The 16,688-nt window shown below is 43.5% G+C and carries 24 protein-coding genes and 1 tRNA gene; 21 read left to right on the top strand and 4 right to left on the bottom strand.

Annotation, left to right across the window (positions count from 1 at the left end):
- Positions 1-16 precede the first annotated feature (16 nt).
- The 13 genes from FTT89_RS07875 (at position 17) to FTT89_RS07815 (ending at position 6,459) form a co-directional block, all read left to right on the top strand.
- Positions 17-619 carry a hypothetical protein gene (locus FTT89_RS07875; RefSeq protein WP_180172787.1) on the top strand — a complete coding sequence of 201 codons (603 nt, stop codon included), beginning with the start codon at positions 17-19 and terminating at the stop codon, positions 617-619.
- A 141-nt stretch (positions 620-760) separates the two neighbouring features.
- Positions 761-1,114: a hypothetical protein gene (locus tag FTT89_RS07870; protein ID WP_180172786.1), complete on the top strand. Its 354-nt coding sequence runs from the start codon at positions 761-763 to the stop codon at positions 1,112-1,114.
- A 207-nt stretch (positions 1,115-1,321) separates the two neighbouring features.
- Positions 1,322-1,759, top strand: coding sequence for a hypothetical protein (locus FTT89_RS07865; RefSeq protein ID WP_180172785.1), 438 nt, complete (start codon positions 1,322-1,324; stop codon positions 1,757-1,759).
- Positions 1,759-2,058: a hypothetical protein gene (locus FTT89_RS07860; RefSeq protein ID WP_075175333.1), complete on the top strand. Its 300-nt coding sequence runs from the start codon at positions 1,759-1,761 to the stop codon at positions 2,056-2,058. Before FTT89_RS07865 ends, FTT89_RS07860 begins: the two co-directional genes overlap by 1 nt.
- A 12-nt stretch (positions 2,059-2,070) precedes the next feature.
- On the top strand, positions 2,071-3,192 hold the full coding sequence (locus tag FTT89_RS07855; RefSeq protein WP_180172784.1) for an ATP-binding protein: 1,122 nt from the start codon (positions 2,071-2,073) through the stop codon (positions 3,190-3,192).
- Positions 3,189-3,875: a putative quorum-sensing-regulated virulence factor gene (locus tag FTT89_RS07850; RefSeq protein WP_180172783.1), complete on the top strand. Its 687-nt coding sequence runs from the start codon at positions 3,189-3,191 to the stop codon at positions 3,873-3,875. The genes FTT89_RS07855 and FTT89_RS07850 overlap by 4 nt, the downstream gene beginning before the upstream one ends.
- Positions 3,872-4,108: a hypothetical protein gene (locus tag FTT89_RS07845; protein ID WP_045796584.1), complete on the top strand. Its 237-nt coding sequence runs from the start codon at positions 3,872-3,874 to the stop codon at positions 4,106-4,108. The genes FTT89_RS07850 and FTT89_RS07845 overlap by 4 nt, the downstream gene beginning before the upstream one ends.
- On the top strand, positions 4,108-4,848 hold the full coding sequence (locus FTT89_RS07840; protein ID WP_180172782.1) for a hypothetical protein: 741 nt from the start codon (positions 4,108-4,110) through the stop codon (positions 4,846-4,848). The genes FTT89_RS07845 and FTT89_RS07840 overlap by 1 nt, the downstream gene beginning before the upstream one ends.
- On the top strand, positions 4,848-5,201 hold the full coding sequence (locus FTT89_RS07835) for a hypothetical protein (RefSeq protein ID WP_180172781.1): 354 nt from the start codon (positions 4,848-4,850) through the stop codon (positions 5,199-5,201). Before FTT89_RS07840 ends, FTT89_RS07835 begins: the two co-directional genes overlap by 1 nt.
- A complete protein-coding gene (locus FTT89_RS07830; RefSeq protein WP_180172780.1) occupies positions 5,201-5,551 on the top strand; it encodes a hypothetical protein in 351 nt (116 codons plus the stop codon). The genes FTT89_RS07835 and FTT89_RS07830 overlap by 1 nt, the downstream gene beginning before the upstream one ends.
- Positions 5,544-5,858 carry a hypothetical protein gene (locus FTT89_RS07825; RefSeq protein WP_180172779.1) on the top strand — a complete coding sequence of 105 codons (315 nt, stop codon included), beginning with the start codon at positions 5,544-5,546 and terminating at the stop codon, positions 5,856-5,858. The genes FTT89_RS07830 and FTT89_RS07825 overlap by 8 nt, the downstream gene beginning before the upstream one ends.
- Positions 5,855-6,196, top strand: coding sequence for a hypothetical protein (locus FTT89_RS07820; RefSeq protein ID WP_180172778.1), 342 nt, complete (start codon positions 5,855-5,857; stop codon positions 6,194-6,196). Before FTT89_RS07825 ends, FTT89_RS07820 begins: the two co-directional genes overlap by 4 nt.
- Complete coding sequence (locus FTT89_RS07815) at positions 6,193-6,459, top strand: hypothetical protein (RefSeq protein WP_180036716.1); 267 nt, start codon at positions 6,193-6,195, stop codon at positions 6,457-6,459. The genes FTT89_RS07820 and FTT89_RS07815 overlap by 4 nt, the downstream gene beginning before the upstream one ends.
- A gap of 81 nt (positions 6,460-6,540) precedes the next feature.
- Here FTT89_RS07815 and FTT89_RS07810 read toward each other — a convergent pair.
- A tRNA-Arg gene (locus tag FTT89_RS07810) sits at positions 6,541-6,617 on the bottom strand.
- A 180-nt stretch (positions 6,618-6,797) separates the two neighbouring features.
- Between FTT89_RS07810 and FTT89_RS07805 the strand changes: the two genes are divergently transcribed.
- The 7 genes from FTT89_RS07805 (at position 6,798) to FTT89_RS07775 (ending at position 13,073) form a co-directional block, all read left to right on the top strand.
- Complete coding sequence (locus FTT89_RS07805; protein WP_005179107.1) at positions 6,798-7,733, top strand: ABC transporter ATP-binding protein; 936 nt, start codon at positions 6,798-6,800, stop codon at positions 7,731-7,733.
- Positions 7,730-8,503, top strand: a complete 774-nt coding sequence (locus FTT89_RS07800; RefSeq protein ID WP_005179108.1) for an ABC transporter permease — start codon at positions 7,730-7,732, stop codon at positions 8,501-8,503. Before FTT89_RS07805 ends, FTT89_RS07800 begins: the two co-directional genes overlap by 4 nt.
- A complete protein-coding gene (gene queF / locus FTT89_RS07795; RefSeq protein ID WP_005179110.1) occupies positions 8,503-9,318 on the top strand; it encodes an NADPH-dependent 7-cyano-7-deazaguanine reductase QueF in 816 nt (271 codons plus the stop codon). The genes FTT89_RS07800 and queF overlap by 1 nt, the downstream gene beginning before the upstream one ends.
- A gap of 20 nt (positions 9,319-9,338) precedes the next feature.
- Positions 9,339-9,989 carry a hypothetical protein gene (locus FTT89_RS07790; RefSeq protein WP_005179111.1) on the top strand — a complete coding sequence of 217 codons (651 nt, stop codon included), beginning with the start codon at positions 9,339-9,341 and terminating at the stop codon, positions 9,987-9,989.
- A gap of 306 nt (positions 9,990-10,295) precedes the next feature.
- Positions 10,296-11,297: a lytic murein transglycosylase B gene (gene mltB / locus FTT89_RS07785; protein ID WP_005179112.1), complete on the top strand. Its 1,002-nt coding sequence runs from the start codon at positions 10,296-10,298 to the stop codon at positions 11,295-11,297.
- A gap of 292 nt (positions 11,298-11,589) precedes the next feature.
- Entirely contained in the window at positions 11,590-12,201 is a 612-nt protein-coding gene (locus FTT89_RS07780) for a septal ring lytic transglycosylase RlpA family protein (RefSeq protein WP_005179113.1), read from the top strand.
- Positions 12,202-12,611: 410 nt separating this feature from the next.
- A complete protein-coding gene (locus FTT89_RS07775) occupies positions 12,612-13,073 on the top strand; it encodes a DUF962 domain-containing protein (protein ID WP_016659199.1) in 462 nt (153 codons plus the stop codon).
- 45 nt (positions 13,074-13,118) lie between these two features.
- Here the strand turns inward: FTT89_RS07775 and FTT89_RS07770 are convergent, their stop codons facing one another.
- The 3 genes from FTT89_RS07770 to rpsB all read right to left on the bottom strand — a co-directional run bounded on the left by FTT89_RS07770 (position 13,119) and on the right by rpsB (position 15,431).
- The gene (locus FTT89_RS07770) at positions 13,119-13,601 is read right to left on the bottom strand and encodes a DUF3465 domain-containing protein (protein WP_180172777.1); all 483 of its coding nucleotides are present in this window, start codon (positions 13,599-13,601) and stop codon (positions 13,119-13,121) included.
- 65 nt (positions 13,602-13,666) lie between these two features.
- A complete protein-coding gene (tsf, locus tag FTT89_RS07765; protein ID WP_005179118.1) occupies positions 13,667-14,542 on the bottom strand; it encodes a translation elongation factor Ts in 876 nt (291 codons plus the stop codon).
- Positions 14,543-14,684: 142 nt separating this feature from the next.
- Positions 14,685-15,431 (bottom strand): 30S ribosomal protein S2, encoded by a 747-nt coding sequence (gene rpsB / locus FTT89_RS07760; protein WP_005179120.1) that lies wholly within the window; start codon positions 15,429-15,431, stop codon positions 14,685-14,687.
- Positions 15,432-15,638: 207 nt separating this feature from the next.
- On the opposite strand from rpsB, the gene map reads away from it, so the two are divergent.
- Complete coding sequence (gene map, locus FTT89_RS07755; RefSeq protein WP_005179123.1) at positions 15,639-16,466, top strand: type I methionyl aminopeptidase; 828 nt, start codon at positions 15,639-15,641, stop codon at positions 16,464-16,466.
- Positions 16,467-16,688 lie beyond the last annotated feature (222 nt).

Here is a 16,688-nt window from a genome sequence, read left to right as displayed (position 1 = left end):
TTTTTAAGGGGGGGATATGCTAAATCAAGCTATTAAAGTATTTGATTTTCTTAAAATTAAATATCCCGACAATGCTCACTATGGTGCAGTATTTATTGTCCCCCTTTTACTTGCAATTATGTTTAGCATTATTGCTACATGGGCAGCATTTAACCTTAAAAATGGTAACTATTTTTTAAGTGAGAGGTTTGGTGATTTATTCACTTTATTGGCCATTCTTCCGGGTTTCTATATTGCATCTCTATCAGCTATTGCAGCTATTAACAAAAAAGCAATCGATAGGATTATCAATGAGAAGAATGCTCCATATATAGAAAAATTCGAACCAGATAGGTCTGAAACTTTTAAACAAAAGTTAACCCGTCGCGTTTTTCTTACTATGCTTTTTGCATACCTTTCAAGCGTAAGTTTAATACTCGCATTAACTTTAGCGCTTTTTAAATTTCTATTTGTGCTCAATAAAGATGCAAACTTTATAGTTTTTTCATGCTCGAATGAATTGAGTATTATAGTCTACTTTCTGATTAGTTTATTTTCTTTATTTTTTATTTTTCAGTTACTTATACTTACACTAGTCGGTGTCAACTATCTTGGCTACAAAGGTTTAGTTGATAACTAATTAGTCAAAAAATTGGAACAAGAACCCACCCCATCGGTGGGTTTTATTTAGTGTAATGGAAGTGTAACCCTGCCTTTAAATGTTATAGTATAACATTTAAAATAAGCCAACCTAACTCCTACTTATAAAAAGGTACATTGCATGAAATATATATTAGGCATTGCATTATTGGGATTCGCGCTTAGTGCTTGTACAACTAACCACAGCAAAGATGTTTCACAAGAAAAAGTCGTGAGTGGTACTTCCTCAAATATACAGGTAATTCATTTCACAGGCCCAATGGATCTAACTATCAAACTTCAATCAGCAGATAACTTTGAAACGGCACAAATGACCGACAACTCTGGGAAGATTTACCATCTTAAACGCGCTGTTTCTGGCAGTGGAGTTCGCTTAGCAAACGATGACGGTGTGTCTATCCACTTTAAAGGTGGTGAAGGAATTGTAGAATTTATGAAAGACAAGCCGATCAGTATTACTGAAGTAAAAAAATAAAGTGTTCACTTAAGATCAACCCACCCCAGCGGTGGGTTTTCTTTTGCCTATTAAAGCACAAATCAGAACTAATAATTCAATAATACAAAATATTGAACTTTTAGTTCTTGACTTAATTGAACCAATAGTTCATATTTATCTCATACCCAATAAAAAAGCCCAGCGACTTTGGAAGGAAACTGGGCTTTTGCTAAACGCGAGATAAGTATGAACAGAAAACTCACTCCTTTCAATACCCTGGCCATCACAATTGTTACAGCTTCTGTAACTGTTGGCGTTGGCGGTTTGGCCCTGGCATACAAGCCACAACAGGCGGCCCGCGCACCTGTTTATCAGCCTAAGGTTGCGCCTTCTGAGTACGGCATCAGCACCTTGGTCATGACTTCTGAAACCGAAGGTCGTGCAGTCATCAATCTGGATGGCTTTAGCGTTCACGTTCCTTTCACTGTTGAAGCCTTCCAGGACAGCTACGGCGTTCCAGGCTCGGAATTTAATGCGGTTGAAGTTCAGCAGCTGGGTGAAATCAAAGTTTTTGATGCCAATGGCAATCCTTACAACGATTTCACCGATCACGTTGACCACTACAACATCAACCAGCTGATCAAAGGCTATATCGAAAAACACCGTTTAGTGGAGGCTGCGTGATGACGACTAACACCAAACAATTTTCTAACTACCTGGGCACTGATGCCAACGGCAATATGCGTATGCGCCTTGGCCCTCATGTCTATGTACGCATCGGCCACCGCTTCTACATCGAACGCGATGATGGCCTTGAACTGGTCACTCTTGAAACACACGTTGCCCGCCCGTGGATCATGAGCAATTTTGAGCGTGAAGCTGCTTATCAGCGTCGTAAAACTTTGGCTCAGGCATTACAGGCATCACACATCCCATCCTACGAGCGCAAAGCATATAAGCGTCGTATGGGTTGGGCCAGATAAGGAGCATCTGTCATGGCTTTACCAATTATTACTGCAGATCAGGTTTTAAATGTGAGTGCCATCATCACTTACATTTACGCCGATCCTGGTCTGGGCAAAACATCACTTGGCTTTACTGCAGACAAAGCAATCTCGTTTGACTTCGACCGTGGTGCGCACCGTACTGGTGAGCTGCGTCGCGGTGCTGTGGTACAGGTCCAGCAATGGGCAGATGTGACGAACCTCACCCCACAAGACCTGGCACCGTACAACACTGTGGTGATTGATACCGTGGGCGCGATGCTGGAAAGCATCAAAACCCACCTGCTGCTGACGGCCAACAACCGCCAGAAAGATGGTGCTTTAAAACTGAAAGCCCAGGGCTTGGCTAACCAGACCTTTAAGAACTACATCAACATGCTGATCAGTCTGGGTAAAGATGTCGTGTTTATTGCCCATGCTTCGGAAGATCAAAACGGCGACCAGATTATCTATCGTCCAGATCTGGGCGGTAAAAACCGAAATGAGCTGTACCGCATTGCAGACATCATGGGTTATTTGACCACTGTCACTACCGGTGAAGGCAAGAATGCCCGGGTAATCAGCTTTCGACCGTCGCCAACTCACCATGCCAAAAATTCAGGCGCCTTAGGTGGTGATACCGGTGAAGTGTGGGTACCAGACCTGAAAGATCATCCGCAGTTTTTAGCGGATCTGATTCAGCAGGCCAAAGACCATATCAACACGCTTACCCCTGCCCAGCTGGCCGCGGCTAAAGCCAATGAAGAACTTGAAAACTGGAAGCAAAGCTGTGCTGAAGCTCAGTATGCAAGTGACTTAAACCAGCTGACTGAAGCGCTTGATGACACGCATCTGAATTACAAGGCTATGCGTGCCGAAATGGTCCAGCGTGCAAAAGAACTGGGGTGCACGTTTGATAAGCAGCGCAACGCCTGGATTGATCCACCGGAATTTAACGGACTGAATGATCAGCAGCTGGCAGATCTGCAGGGCTTTATTGATGAACGCGGTCTGGACACTAAAACCGTTTGTGAATACCTGGGCTTGGATGCTTTAGCTGAAATCGAAGCTCAAAAACTACCAGCAGTGAAAAAAGACATTGAAAAATTAGCGAGGGAAACCATCAGCGCATGAAAGCAATAATTTTAGATACTGAAACCCACACAATTAATGGGTACCCGATTGAAATCGCCTATGCACCTTGCTTCTTTAAAGAGGGTGCACTGGAGTTTGATTCATCGCGTTTGTTTGATGAATATTTCTCATGCCCTGAGCCAATCGCATACGGTGCCATGGCAGTGCATCACATTCTGGAAAGTGATATTGCTGACAAGCCGAGTTATGACACTTTCAAGCTGCCAGAGGGTGTGGACTACATCATTGGCCACAACATCGGTTATGACATTGAAGCAATCGGTAAATGTGGCCCGGTTCCGGGTGACATTAAAACAATCTGCACGCTGGCCCTGGCACGTACAGTCTGGCCAGAGAATGATTCACGCACATTAAGCGCCCTGTTTTACTTCCTGAGCGCTGACAAGAACAAGGCCCGTGACCTTTTGCGCAATGCACACAGCGCGAAATATGACATCTGGTTCACCTACATCATCTTAAAAAACATCTGCTCAAAGCTGGGCATTAAAGACATGAACAGCCTGTATGTACTTTCTGAGCAGGCACGTATTCCTAAAGTGATGCCATTCGGTAAGCACAAGGGCGTGGAACTGAACAAAGTACCAAAAGACTATGTGAAGTGGTTTTTGGGCCAAGACAACATTGATTCATATTTGCGTAAAGCACTGGAGGTTGTGGCATGAAAAAGGTGGTCAAGCCACGTAATGCTCTGGCATTCCGAATCTGGTTTGAAAAATTAGGATACGTTGTCCGAATTACTGGTCAAGGCTTTGTTGCCAACACCAGTGACCGCCAAATCAAGAAACGCCATCACCATGTTTTGGTGACGGCGGATCTGGGTGGTAACCAAGCAGCTTTCGAGCTCGGACAAGAATTTGAAAATCATTTAATTAGCGTTGATTTAAAGGTGGCGTGATGAGTTCTGCAGCCGAAATTAAAAGACAACATGAGCAAACAGCTCTACAAAAATCAAAAGACAAAGTGGTCGAAGCTTTGCGCAATGATCCGATGGGTTTGTCCGTCAACCAATTGATGGGCGTATGTCGCCTGAGCATTAAAACCGTTAAGAACATCCTGTCTGCAATTGATGTTCGTGAAGAAGACGGCGTTTATTTTTTGGCAGATGCCCCGCGCCCGGTTATTGATTTGCAGCCGCAACCTGTACCAGTGGCCAAAACAACTGAAACAACAGAATCTGCTGTACCGACCAAGGCGGTTAAAGATATTCAGGTTGATCTGCTGGCCATTCTGCAAGATCACCCGGATGGCCTGTTCTTAAGCTCAATCAAAGAACATCTGCAGATCACAGATAAGCAATTTTCAAAGGCCTTGTACAACCTGCGCAGATACCACCAGATTGAGCGTACTGGCAGCCTGGGCAACTTTCACTATCAATTAATTCAAGCTGAAGAACAAATGGAAACTCAAGAAACACCTGTGGCAACTGAGCAAAACAGCTCTGAACAATTCTTTTTGCCGTTGAATGAACTTAAAGAGCAGATTGAAACTGTGGTCACACGTAAAAGCCAGTTGACGATTCATGAAGAGCAGCTGGGCAGCTTACTTGCCGATCTGTTTAATCTGAACACAGTGAAATTCTGTGTCGAAGGTGGTCGTTTCGTTGGTGTTCATTTGTCTGAAGAAGTGGTGGCGTGATGGATATAGAAAAATTAAAGGCTGAATTTGAACAATCTGAATGCTTTAAAAAACTTGAACACGTTGCCCAGTACACATTCTTTGAGTTCGGAGCATATCTCAAAAGAACTGACGTACCTGACAATGTTGAAAAGAAGTGTGGGCACTTAATTACAGCTCTGATTTTTAGCTGGAAAGCATGGAGGGAAGCCAAAGCCCAAGCGGTGCCGGAAGTGATTAATGTCGGCAATGAATTGCAATCATGGGTAGCAGTTCACTCTTTTGCTGCTAAAGATGGTAACGATATTGTTTGTGCTGTTGATGCAAATGCACTTGCTGAAGAAATTGAAAAACTAACTGGGGCGAATGCGTAATGGATATTCATCAAGAGAAATGGGACTACACAGCCATGTTGGTGGCTGAGAATGCAATAACTCAAGAACAGTGCGATACGCTTAAATTAAGTGATGGGATGAATATGTTTTATTCAGATCATTTAGCCTCAACAACTATCGACTGCATTAACTGGGGCTGGTCATCATGGTTGAAAGCCAAAGCCCAAGCCATTCCTGATGGATATGTTCTTATGCCAATCAAGCCAACTGAAACAATGGTTATGGCAGTTGTAAAAGAACATGAGGGTGATGCCTTTCTACCATATAGCTTGTATGACGCTTATGTGAAGCAAGCCATGCTCGAAGCACAGGAGCCAACCAATGACTGAAATTCAATTAACCAACGTACAGTTCGCCCAGCTTCAGCTCGATAATCTTGTCGCAAAAGATAAACCATACATCGAGTCGTGGTCAGCTGGTGACGTTGGCTCATTCAATGCGATTTTAAATGCAGTGGATTATGACAATGAGTTCACGTACAACATGCGAGGCTGGTCACGTCAAAGAGTTAAGTCTGGCACCGGTGCAATGATTGAAGTGAATGAAATGAATGCGGATCAGTTGTATCACTTATTTACTTGTTATTTGAGTGGACTGCCGAGTGGTGTGGTAAAGGCTTTGGGAGGGGTGTTGTGAAATTTTATGAAAGAGTGATCAGCGATTTTGGCGGTTATGAAAAGTGCAAGGATATTTTAAGCCAGCCCAACATTGATTTTATTATGAATGTTCATGGATTGCGCGAGCACATGCTTAAATACCGCCGTCAGCATAATATTTTTGAGGTTGGGGATTATGTACTAAGAAAAGATGGCTTTGCTAATGTCCTTAAAATTACTGCCATTGATGAAGGGCATGCCGACTTAATCAGAAAGGTTGATGGTGAACCTAGATGGTCTAGATTTAAATTAGCGGATATTCGCCACGCCACCGACGACGAAATCAAAGCAGGTAAAAGATTGGAGGTGATGAAATGACAGCAATGGCGAATATGGGCAGCCTGGTTGTTGCCCTGCCGCCCTCTGACATTTGGCTAACAGATGATCAGGCGGCAGAGTTTTTAAGTTACGAAAAAGGATATTTCAAAGCATCTATTATTTGCCTGAAGGGGTTCCCGAAACCAAAGTACATCACTGAGACTACAAAAGGACGAAGATGGAACTTAAAAAAATTGTCTGATTGGTTAGAAAGTAGACCAGAAGACCTGAAAAAAGCAGTAGGCAGACCCCGCAGAATTTAGCGGGGTTTTTCTTGCGTAAAAAACGGATTACGCCAAATTTACGCCAAAGGTAGTTTAAGTTATTGATTTTATAAATAGTAGTGGTGCGCCCGGCGGGAATCGAACCCACGACCCCAAGCTTCGGAAACTTGTACTCTATCCAACTGAGCTACGAGCGCGCGTCGCACATCATAACAAAAAAATGCACAAGGTAAAGCAACTATATATAAGTTCTTTATTTTTATGCTTATGCTTTAAGCAATCGTTCCAAATATACGATGCAGAATTCCCGGTAGATTACTTGGTTTATTGGGCAATATCGCTCACAATAGCCTCTCCCTACACCATGCGAGATTTTCATGACTGATGCATTGACGTTAAGAGACTTGTCTAAAACCTATCGCAACGGGTTTCAGGCCTTAAAAGGTATCAATTTGACCGTACCTGAAGGTGAATTTTATGCGCTGCTGGGTCCCAACGGTGCAGGCAAATCTACAACGATCAGTATCATTAGCTCCTTAACCAAGAAAACCTCGGGTACCGTGGAAATTTTTGGCCACAATCTGGATACCCATCCCTCTCAAGCCAAACAGTGTCTGGGCGTGGTACCACAAGAGTTTAACTTTGGTCATTTTGAAAAAACCTTTGATATTCTGGTGACCCAGGCCGGTTATTACGGTATTCCCAAAAAAGTGGCGCAGCAGCGCGCCGAACTGTATTTAGAAAAACTGGGGCTGTGGGATAAACGTGCCACGCAAGCGCGAATGCTATCTGGCGGGATGAAACGCCGCTTGATGATTGCCCGCGCCATGATGCATGAACCGAAATTGCTGATTCTGGATGAACCGACCGCCGGGGTCGATATCGAACTGCGCCGCTCGATGTGGGATTTCCTGATTGAAATGAACAATAGTGGCACTTCCATTATTCTGACCACCCACTACCTGGAAGAAGCGGAAATGCTGTGCCGCCGGATTGCCATTATTGACCGCGGTGTGATTAAAGAAGACACCACCATGAAAGGCTTCCTGAACCAGCTGAATGAAGAAACCTTTATTTTCGATCTGGTTCAGCCGATTCAGCCCATTCATCTGGATATTATCGGGGTACGTTTTAATCTGGTCGATCCGCTGACCCTGGAAGTGACTATGGACAAGGCCCATACCGTGAATGAGCTGTTCCAGTTACTGGAATCACAAGGGGTACAGGTGCGCAGTATGCGCAACAAGGCCAATCGTCTTGAAGAATTATTTGTGAAGATGGTAGAGAAAAATCTTGCAGGAGTCGCGCAATGAACTTTAATCAATTAAGAGTTGCGCTGTATACGCTGGTTCATAAGGAAATCCGCCGTTTTATGCGGATCTGGCCACAAACCCTGTTACCACCGGCCATCACCATGAGTCTATATTTCGTGATTTTCGGTAATCTGGTCGGTTCACGTATTGGGGAAATGGGCGGCTTTAGCTATATGCAGTTTATTGTGCCCGGCCTGATCATGATGGCGGTCATTACCAACAGTTATGCCAACGTCTCCTCTAGTTTCTTTAGTGCCAAATTCCAGAAAAGCATTGAAGAACTGATCATGAGTCCGGTGCCATTACATGCCATTTTGTGGGGCTATGTGCTGGGTGGAGTATGTCGCGGCGTACTGGTCGGCATTATTGTGACCTTAATGAGCCTGTTTTTCACCGACCTCTACATTACCAACTGGTTTGTGACTATTTATACCGTACTGATCACTTCATTATTACTGTCTTTAGGCGGTTTTATTAATGCCGTTTATGCCAAATCATTTGATGATATTTCCATTATTCCAACCTTTGTGCTAACACCGCTCACCTATTTAGGTGGTGTGTTCTATGCAATTAGTGCATTATCGCCGTTCTGGCAAAACCTTTCTTTAATTAACCCTGTGGTCTATATGGTCAACGCCTTCCGTTATGGCATTTTAGGACATAGCGATGTCAACGTGACCGTTTCCTTAGGCGTGATTACATTATGCTGTGCTGTGTTATATGGCATTGCCTATCATTTACTCTCTCGTGGTTCAGGAATGCGTGAATAATGAGCGTAGAAAATTCTTTATTGGGTAAAGACACTCAGTACCCAACAACTTATCAACCTGATGTGCTGTTTCCGATTGCGCGTGCAGAAGCGCGGGAAAAATATGCGCATGTGGCTGGTATTCAGCAAGGTAAAGACTGGTGGCATGTCTTTGAGATGTCCTGGTTAAATGCAGCCGGCGTTCCGCAAGTTGCTATTGGCCGGATTCACTTGCCTGCCACCTCACCAAATTTAATCGAGTCGAAATCTTTAAAGCTGTATTTCAACAGTTTGAACTTTAGCACCTTTGCTTCAACAGACGCGCTGATCAATACCGTCGAGCAGGATTTATCAGCCGCGGCACAGGCACAGGTCAATCTGGAACTGTTATCTGTCGATGATCTGGCAATTAGCCATCCTGAAGGCATATGTATTGATGACTTAAGCCCGACCCGACTGGAAAATCATCCGGATGCGTCCTTATTACAGCACGATGCCGAGCAAGACGAACAGGTCGAAGTGCAACTGTATTCACATTTACTGAGAAGTAACTGTCCGGTCACCGGTCAACCTGACTGGGGCACAGTTTTTATCCGCTATCAGGGTAAAAAACCTTGTTATCGCAGTATTTTGGCTTATATTATTTCTTACCGTCAGCATAACGGTTTTCATGAGCAATGTGTTGAACAGATGTTTGCCGACATCTGGCAAAACCTGAATCCTGAAAAACTGATGGTGTATGCCACCTATACACGTCGTGGCGGATTAGACATTAATCCATGTCGTGTATCGGATTTAACATGGATGCCTCGCCCTATTCGTTTAGCGCGACAATAAAAAAACATTGAGGTTAACAGATGCCATTTTTTGGTTTTATTCCTTCCGAGGAACTTTTAAATACCATTCAAACTGCGCAGCAGAAAAAAAATTCAAGCGAACCGCTGTATCCATTACGTGATAAAACAGCATTAATGATTAATGATGAAATCATTGATGCCATTTTAACCGAGCTTGTCCGCCGTTTCCCGCCAAGTGACAAACGCGATACTGCGGAAAAACTGGCCGGTTATGTCAAATCCACCGTAGCGGTGTTACTCAAGCAATTGTTGAGTAAAGCCCCGAACGATGTGGTCAAGCAATCAATTGAATTTTCTGAACGCAGCCTGTTTAAAGATGCAGACGGCAACACGCGTGTCGGTGAAAGTTTAGATGCCAGCCTGGTGACCAATCTAAAAAACACCTATGCCGAAATTAAAGCCGGCAAAGACATTAACAAGTCTGCTTTGGCCGAGTTGTATAAACAGTTTGCTGAAGCTACTGTGCGTCATTTTATGAATGACTTTAATAAAACCCTCGATTTGGGCATGATCAAACGTAAAGCAGCTGATATTGGCTCAGCTGCGGTTATTAAAGCTGTACATATTGCGGTGGATAAAATTATTCCGAATCTGACCAAAGATGAACTGGTCGCGCTGGCGGAATATCACGACACCCTGTTTCATGCATAAGTAGAAACACCTTCAATAAACCTGACTCCGGTCAGGTTTTTTTATGCCACTTTTCCCGCAACATTTCTCTATAAAGAAGGGATGATGAAGCCCCGGTTGAACTTTGTTACAAACAGCGCGCATTTTTTAGACAGGCTTTGTCACTTTTTGTATATGCGCTTGCCTGTAGCGCCAGAATGAATGTTATCTTAATTGCCTGTGTGAACTGTCTTTTTAAATCGACACTTTTGCTCAACCTGTTTTAATTTTTAAACACCATCTGCTTTTTGTCACTAAATTGATAATACATTGGGAAATTGAACCAATATGTTGAATCGTTATTTCTATAAAAAATTACAGCGTCTTTCTTTACTTGTTGGTGCTCTTTCCTTATCCAGTGTTGTTCAGGCCAATGACTTCCTCAGCCATCCGGACTATCCAAACTTTAAGCAAAAAACCATGCAGCAGTATGGGCTCAGTTCCGAGCAGATTGATCGTGCCATGAGCGGTGCCAAAAATCTGCCGAATATTATCAACATCATGAATCGTCCCGGTGAAAGCAAACCGTGGTATGCCTATAAAACCAATTTTCTGGCTGAAAGCACCATTCAACGCGGTGTGCGTTTCAAACAGCAATATGCCGATACCCTGAATCGTGCTGAACAGCAGTTTGGCGTGCCACAAGCGATTATTCTGGGGATTTTAGGTGTGGAAACCGGTTTTGGTTCCAATAAAGGCTCTTTTATTACCCGGGATGCGCTGGCCACTTTAGGTTTTGGTTATCCACGCCGGGCCGAATATTTCCAGAGTGAACTGTCTGCGCTAATTGCCTGGAGCTATAAAGATGGTGTTGCCACCCATTCTGTGGTCGGTTCCTATGCCGGTGCAATTGGCTATCCACAGTTTATGCCAAGCAATATTCCTAAATTTGGCGTCGATTATGATGGCAACGGACATATTGATTTAAGAAATTCAGCAGTAGATGCGATTGGTTCGATTGCCAACTATTTGGCCCAGCATGGCTGGCAGCGTAATCAGCCGATTGCATTCCCTGCCCGTTATAGCGGCTCAACTCCAGATGCAGTGATTGCCAAAGATCTAACCTTGCCTACCCCGTATGGTGTGCTGAAAAATCAGGGCATCAGTCCGCTGAATCCGATTGTGAAAATTGATGATCTCGATCTGGTCAATGTCATTCAATTACAAGAAAATTATGGTCCAATTTATTACATCACCTATCCAAACTTTCAGGTGATTACCACCTATAACCGCAGCCGTATGTATGCTACTGCACTCTGGTTATTGGGCACTGAAATTGTCAGTCGATAAGAACTTATTTTTACTCAAAAGTTACAAAGTCAAGATTTTTTTACGAGATTTTGCGCACAAAAACGACTTTTCACACACTTTGTTACAATATTGTTTATTTTTTAACCAAAAGAGGTAAAAGTTTGGTATTTTTTGTCGTTATTTCCGTGTAAAGACTAGACACCTTTAGTAAACGATGAATATTATCCATTTCGTCAAATATGGTTGCAAAAGTGAAATAACAGGCATGATGTCTGCTATATCAACCACTTAGGGTTGATTCACGGCATCAAGCTGCAGGAGTTTTAAACATATGCATTCTTCAATTAAATATTTACTGGCGCTGTCGACGGTATTTACCTTAAGTCAGTCGCAAGCCGAAATGGTACAGTCATCATCGTTCAATAACGACAATGAAAGTTCTAGCCTGGCTGCCCGTGTGCTGAACAAAGAAGCACAAAGCTTTAATACTCACTTCTCTAATTTAAATAGCCTTTCAATTACAGAACGTTCTGGCGATAAAATCCGCCGCGAAACCATCGCTGCAAAAATTGAAATCCCAGAAGAAGAGCCTTCTGTCATTGAAAAGTTAAACACCGTAGCATCGAATACTGTTCGTAAGTTCAGCCAGACTGGTATGGCTTCCTGGTATGGTCGTCAGTTCCACGGTCGTAAAACTGCCAGCGGCGAAACATTCGACATGAATGCCATGACTGCAGCACACCGCAGTCTGCCACTGAACTGCTATATCCGTGTGACCAACAAGAACAATGGCAAAAGCGTAATCGTTAAGGTTAATGACCGTGGTCCATTCCATGGTAACCGTGTAGTTGACTTATCTTACGGTGCTGCGAAACGTTTAGGCATTACCAATGCCGGCGTAGCCAAAGTCAGCATTGAACGTGTAGATGGTCCAAACTCCTAATACCCGTTTAAGCTCCTGCACCATATGACCCAAAAGCCACCTCAGGTGGCTTTTTTAATGCCCAAATTCAGGGAAAGACGCTTACTTCCCTATCCATTTTTTGGATTTTAAATACGCTGATCTGGTCATCAAAGTGAATGATCTGTTCTGAAAATACAGATTTGCATTCATTTCCACGCTTAGCGTGCTTTTCATCCTTTTTGAATCCTTAGGTAGCTTTTTATTTTTTTCTGCGCTTAAAACGCATCCTATGCGCATTTAGCCCTATTCCTTTATACAGGAATTTCCCTATTTCCCTCATTTTGAGATTTTCAGGTATTTTTGCCGGCCAATTTTGACCGTTTTCTGTTTCTCGTTTATAGTGAGAACATTCTTGAAAACTCAGAAAAATAATGCAAAAGGAGTGCTGCATGAAAACAATTTCAGAATGGCTGGATGAATATAGCGAAAGTCATCAAAACAAGACCAATAAACTGATTCACTGGGTCTGTGTACCGACCATCTATTTTTCCATTATTGGCATCATTGCGCATTTCAGCGCCCTGCTTACTGCCCTGTTACTGGTGCTGGCCTTTATTTTTTATGCACGTCTGGATCTGGTACTGGCCGTGGCCATGGCAGCACTGACTCTGGTGATGGCTTGGTTAATCTGGATTTTACCGGTTGGTGTTGGTTTTTATATTGCGCTGTTTGTTTTTGCCTGGATTGGACAGTTCTATGGCCACAAGGTCGAAGGCAAAAAACCATCGTTCTTTAAAGATCTGCAATTCCTGCTGATTGGACCGCTCTGGTGTATGGATGCCTATTTAGGCAAGATTTTACCATCCTGGAAATCTCGCCAGCACACCACGCATCTGGATGTCCAAACCTAAAGACGCTTACACATCAGGAAGCATTTTGCTCCAGTGCTGGAGGGCTTATTGATAGATGCTTCCCTGATGCTTTAACCAGCCATCAACATGGCGTTTTTGCGGATCATGATGGGTCCAGTGAATCACGCCACCTTTGTCGGTATATTCATATTCACCAAAGAACTCGACAGTATCGCCTTTTTGCAGACGGTCGATGCGTGGAGCCAAATCAATATTGTGGGCAACCAGCAAGGTTTGCCCATTGCCAAGTTCCAGAATAAAACGCTGATGGTGCGAACCTTCATTGTCATCACTTAACAGTGCCACTACTGTACCAGTAGCTTGTACCTGTACATCATTTTTTCGTTGCTGAAAGGCTTGGGCAATTTTGGCGGTATCATCCTGAACGGGAGCTTGCAGTGTGGTTTCAGACTGCTGTTGAGTGAAGGTATTTGAACCGGAGTTTTGCGGTTGTAGGTCGATACCTAAATAAGCCGCAACCAGCAGCGCAATTACTGCGCCAATGCCCATATTGGTTTTCTTCGACATTGTTCTTCCTGTTGTTGTCTTGGTCATAAAAAAAGCCCCGAAACGGGGCTTTTTCGCAAAATAAATTATTTTGCAGCAGCTTGAGCAGCAGCAACTTCTTCTGCGAAGCTCATTTCTGCTTTCTTCTCAATACCTTCACCTACTTCGAAGCGAACGAATTGAGCAACAGTTGTGTTAGCAGCTTTCAATGCATCAGCAACTTTCTTCTCGTTGTCGATTACGTACATTTGACGCTCAAGAACAACTTCGTTCAGGTATTTTTCAACTGAACCAGTTACCATTTTTTCAACGATGTTCGCTGGCTTACCAGATTCGATTGCTTTTGCTTCAGCAATTTCTTTCTCTTTCGCGATCAGCTCAGCAGGAACCTGTTCAGCAGTTACTGCAACCGGGTTGAACGCAGCAACGTGCATTGCAATACCTTTACCAGTTTCAGCTTCACCTGTGTAAGCAACAACAACACCGATTTTCAGACCGTGTTTGTAAACTGCAAGGTTTTCACCTTCAATGATTTGCGCACGACGAACCTGGATGTTTTCACCAATTTTTTGAACAAGAGCAATACGCGCTTCTTCAACAGTTTGGCCATCTTCAAGTTTCAGTTCAGCAATTTTTGCAGCGTCAGTTTCGCCAGCAGCAAGTGCAGCAGCAGCAACTTTCGCAGAGAAGCCAGCAAAGTTTTCGTCTTTAGCAACGAAGTCAGTTTGGCAGTTTACTTCTAGAAGGATTGCTTTGTTACCTTCTTGAGCGATTGTGATCGCACCGTCAGCAGCAATGTTACCTGCTTTTTTAGCAGCTTTTGCTTGACCAGATTTACGAAGGTTGTCAATCGCTAATTCGATGTCACCACCCGCTTCTGTCAAAGCTTTTTTACATTCCATCATTGCTAAACCAGTACGGTCACGCAATTCTTTAACCATGCTTGCAGTAATAGCAGTCATGTGAATCTCCTAATTCGGTAGAAAATGAATTCTTTTTAGAACAGAAACGGCCCAGAGGATACTCATGGGCCGCCTGCATACATGACGCTTACTTTGCCACCATCACATGTCGCAAAAATGACAAGCTTGCGTCAAAAACGCATTAAGCCTCAGAAGCTGGAGCTTCTTCGCCTTTCGCTTGAGCATTTGCTTGGGTTTGAGCGTACTCTTTACCAGCAATGATCGCATCAGCCATAGCAGAAGCGTAAAGTGTTACTGCACGGATCGCATCGTCGTTACCCGGAATAACGTAGTCTACGTTGTCTGGGTTAGAGTTTGTATCAACGATACCGATTACAGGAATACCTAGGTTTTTCGCTTCTTTGATCGCGATTGCTTCGTGGTCAACGTCAATTACGAATAATGCGTCAGGTAAACCACCCATGTTTTTAACGCCGCCTAAAGCACGTTCAAGTTTTTCCATCTCACGGCTACGCTCTAAAGCTTCACGTTTAGTCAGCTTAGCGAAAGTACCGTCAGTAGATTGAGTTTGAAGATCTTTTAAACGGTTGATAGATTGGCGAAGTGTTTTCCAGTTCGTCAACATACCACCTAACCAACGGTGATCTACGTATGGTTGACCAGCGCGTTGAGCTTGTTCACGGATGATGTTAGAAGCAGCACGTTTAGTACCAACGAACAAAACTTTGTTCTTTTTGCTTGCTAATTGGTTAGCGAAGTTCAAAGCATCATTTAACGCAGGAACAGTGTGCTCAAGGTTGATGATGTGAATTTTGTTGCGCGCGCCAAAGATGTATTGACGCATTTTTGGGTTCCAGAAACGAGTTTGGTGACCAAAGTGCGCGCCAGCTTGTAGAAGGTCGCGCATGCTTACGTTGTAATCTGCCATTTTCTTTACCTTAAAGTTTGGGTTAGGCCTCCATATATCCGCATTCTCCACCCCAAAGGGCACCCAGAGTAATGTGACGATATATGTGCGGATTTTGTTGCCCCATCGCACAATGCCCGCGAAATTTATTCACGAAAAAGCATTTGATAAAATGGGCGGCTATTTATACCATAGTCACATATAAATTTCCAAAAGTTTTTAGAGATCATGAACAGTACTTATCAAGCGCCTCGTCGATTAATTAAAACCGCAGATGAAATTGAGAAAATGCGGGTAGCGGGACGACTGGCAGCGGAAGTTTTGGATATGATCAAGCCACATATCAAACCGGGTGTAACCACACTTGAGCTTGATACGATTTGTCACGATTATATTGTCAATGTACAAAATGCCATTCCAGCCTGCCTGGGCTATGGTGCAGCCCCAGGTCGTCCAGCCTTCCAGCATACCATCTGTACTTCGGTAAACCACGTGGTGTGTCACGGTATTCCATCTGAAAACAAGACATTAAAAAAAGGCGATATCCTGAATATTGATGTCACGGTCATTAAAGATGGTTACCACGGCGATACCAACATGATGTACGTGGTGGGCGGCGAAACTTCTATTCTTGCCAACCGTCTATGCAAAGTAGCACAGGAAGCCATGTACCGCGGTATGGAAGTTGTAAAACCGGGCGCGACCATTGGTGATATTGGCCATGCCATTCAGAAATATGTCGAATCTGAGCGTTTTAGTGTGGTGCGCGAATATTGCGGTCATGGCATTGGAACAACCTTCCATGACGAACCGCAAGTGCTGCATTATGGCCAGCCAGATACCGGCATGATTTTAGAAGAAGGCATGACCTTTACCATTGAACCAATGGTAAACGCGGGTGTTTGGCAAACCAAATTACTGGGCGACAAATGGACTGTGGTGACTAAAGATCACAAACTTTCAGCGCAATATGAACACACTATTTTAGTGACTAAAGACGGTCTGGAAGTCCTGACTGCACGTCCTGAAGAAGACCTGTCACGTTTCCAGTCTTAAGCTGTCATTGGCGTAAAAACTAAAAAAATTGTCAGAAAGGTCACATTGATGTGGCCTTTTTTATCACCCAAAATTCCTACTTAAAATTTATTAATCAACAACTTATCTAAAGATTTAGGTTTCATCCCTAAAAACTGTATCACTATTTCTAGCTACACAAGTCATAAATAAGTCACAGAGCAGCAAACTTATTTCAAGAATGTTACAAATGTAATAAAACAA

It is taken from the genome of Acinetobacter sp. YH01025 (genome assembly GCF_013420185.1).
In the GTDB taxonomy this organism is placed as follows: domain Bacteria; phylum Pseudomonadota; class Gammaproteobacteria; order Pseudomonadales; family Moraxellaceae; genus Acinetobacter; species Acinetobacter indicus.
This window is presented reverse-complemented; position numbering and strand designations above follow the sequence as displayed.

Coding starts and splice junctions, on each gene's coding strand:
- FTT89_RS07875 (WP_180172787.1), top strand. CDS start 17: ATGCTAAATCAAGCTATTAAAGTATTTGATTTTCTTAAAATTAAATAT.
- FTT89_RS07870 (WP_180172786.1), top strand. CDS start 761: ATGAAATATATATTAGGCATTGCATTATTGGGATTCGCGCTTAGTGCT.
- FTT89_RS07865 (WP_180172785.1), top strand. CDS start 1,322: ATGAACAGAAAACTCACTCCTTTCAATACCCTGGCCATCACAATTGTT.
- FTT89_RS07860 (WP_075175333.1), top strand. CDS start 1,759: ATGACGACTAACACCAAACAATTTTCTAACTACCTGGGCACTGATGCC.
- FTT89_RS07855 (WP_180172784.1), top strand. CDS start 2,071: ATGGCTTTACCAATTATTACTGCAGATCAGGTTTTAAATGTGAGTGCC.
- FTT89_RS07850 (WP_180172783.1), top strand. CDS start 3,189: ATGAAAGCAATAATTTTAGATACTGAAACCCACACAATTAATGGGTAC.
- FTT89_RS07845 (WP_045796584.1), top strand. CDS start 3,872: ATGAAAAAGGTGGTCAAGCCACGTAATGCTCTGGCATTCCGAATCTGG.
- FTT89_RS07840 (WP_180172782.1), top strand. CDS start 4,108: ATGAGTTCTGCAGCCGAAATTAAAAGACAACATGAGCAAACAGCTCTA.
- FTT89_RS07835 (WP_180172781.1), top strand. CDS start 4,848: ATGGATATAGAAAAATTAAAGGCTGAATTTGAACAATCTGAATGCTTT.
- FTT89_RS07830 (WP_180172780.1), top strand. CDS start 5,201: ATGGATATTCATCAAGAGAAATGGGACTACACAGCCATGTTGGTGGCT.
- FTT89_RS07825 (WP_180172779.1), top strand. CDS start 5,544: ATGACTGAAATTCAATTAACCAACGTACAGTTCGCCCAGCTTCAGCTC.
- FTT89_RS07815 (WP_180036716.1), top strand. CDS start 6,193: ATGACAGCAATGGCGAATATGGGCAGCCTGGTTGTTGCCCTGCCGCCC.
- FTT89_RS07805 (WP_005179107.1), top strand. CDS start 6,798: ATGACTGATGCATTGACGTTAAGAGACTTGTCTAAAACCTATCGCAAC.
- FTT89_RS07800 (WP_005179108.1), top strand. CDS start 7,730: ATGAACTTTAATCAATTAAGAGTTGCGCTGTATACGCTGGTTCATAAG.
- queF (WP_005179110.1), top strand. CDS start 8,503: ATGAGCGTAGAAAATTCTTTATTGGGTAAAGACACTCAGTACCCAACA.
- FTT89_RS07790 (WP_005179111.1), top strand. CDS start 9,339: ATGCCATTTTTTGGTTTTATTCCTTCCGAGGAACTTTTAAATACCATT.
- mltB (WP_005179112.1), top strand. CDS start 10,296: ATGTTGAATCGTTATTTCTATAAAAAATTACAGCGTCTTTCTTTACTT.
- FTT89_RS07780 (WP_005179113.1), top strand. CDS start 11,590: ATGCATTCTTCAATTAAATATTTACTGGCGCTGTCGACGGTATTTACC.
- FTT89_RS07775 (WP_016659199.1), top strand. CDS start 12,612: ATGAAAACAATTTCAGAATGGCTGGATGAATATAGCGAAAGTCATCAA.
- FTT89_RS07770 (WP_180172777.1), bottom strand. CDS start 13,601: ATGTCGAAGAAAACCAATATGGGCATTGGCGCAGTAATTGCGCTGCTG.
- tsf (WP_005179118.1), bottom strand. CDS start 14,542: ATGACTGCTATTACTGCAAGCATGGTTAAAGAATTGCGTGACCGTACT.
- rpsB (WP_005179120.1), bottom strand. CDS start 15,431: ATGGCAGATTACAACGTAAGCATGCGCGACCTTCTACAAGCTGGCGCG.
- map (WP_005179123.1), top strand. CDS start 15,639: ATGAACAGTACTTATCAAGCGCCTCGTCGATTAATTAAAACCGCAGAT.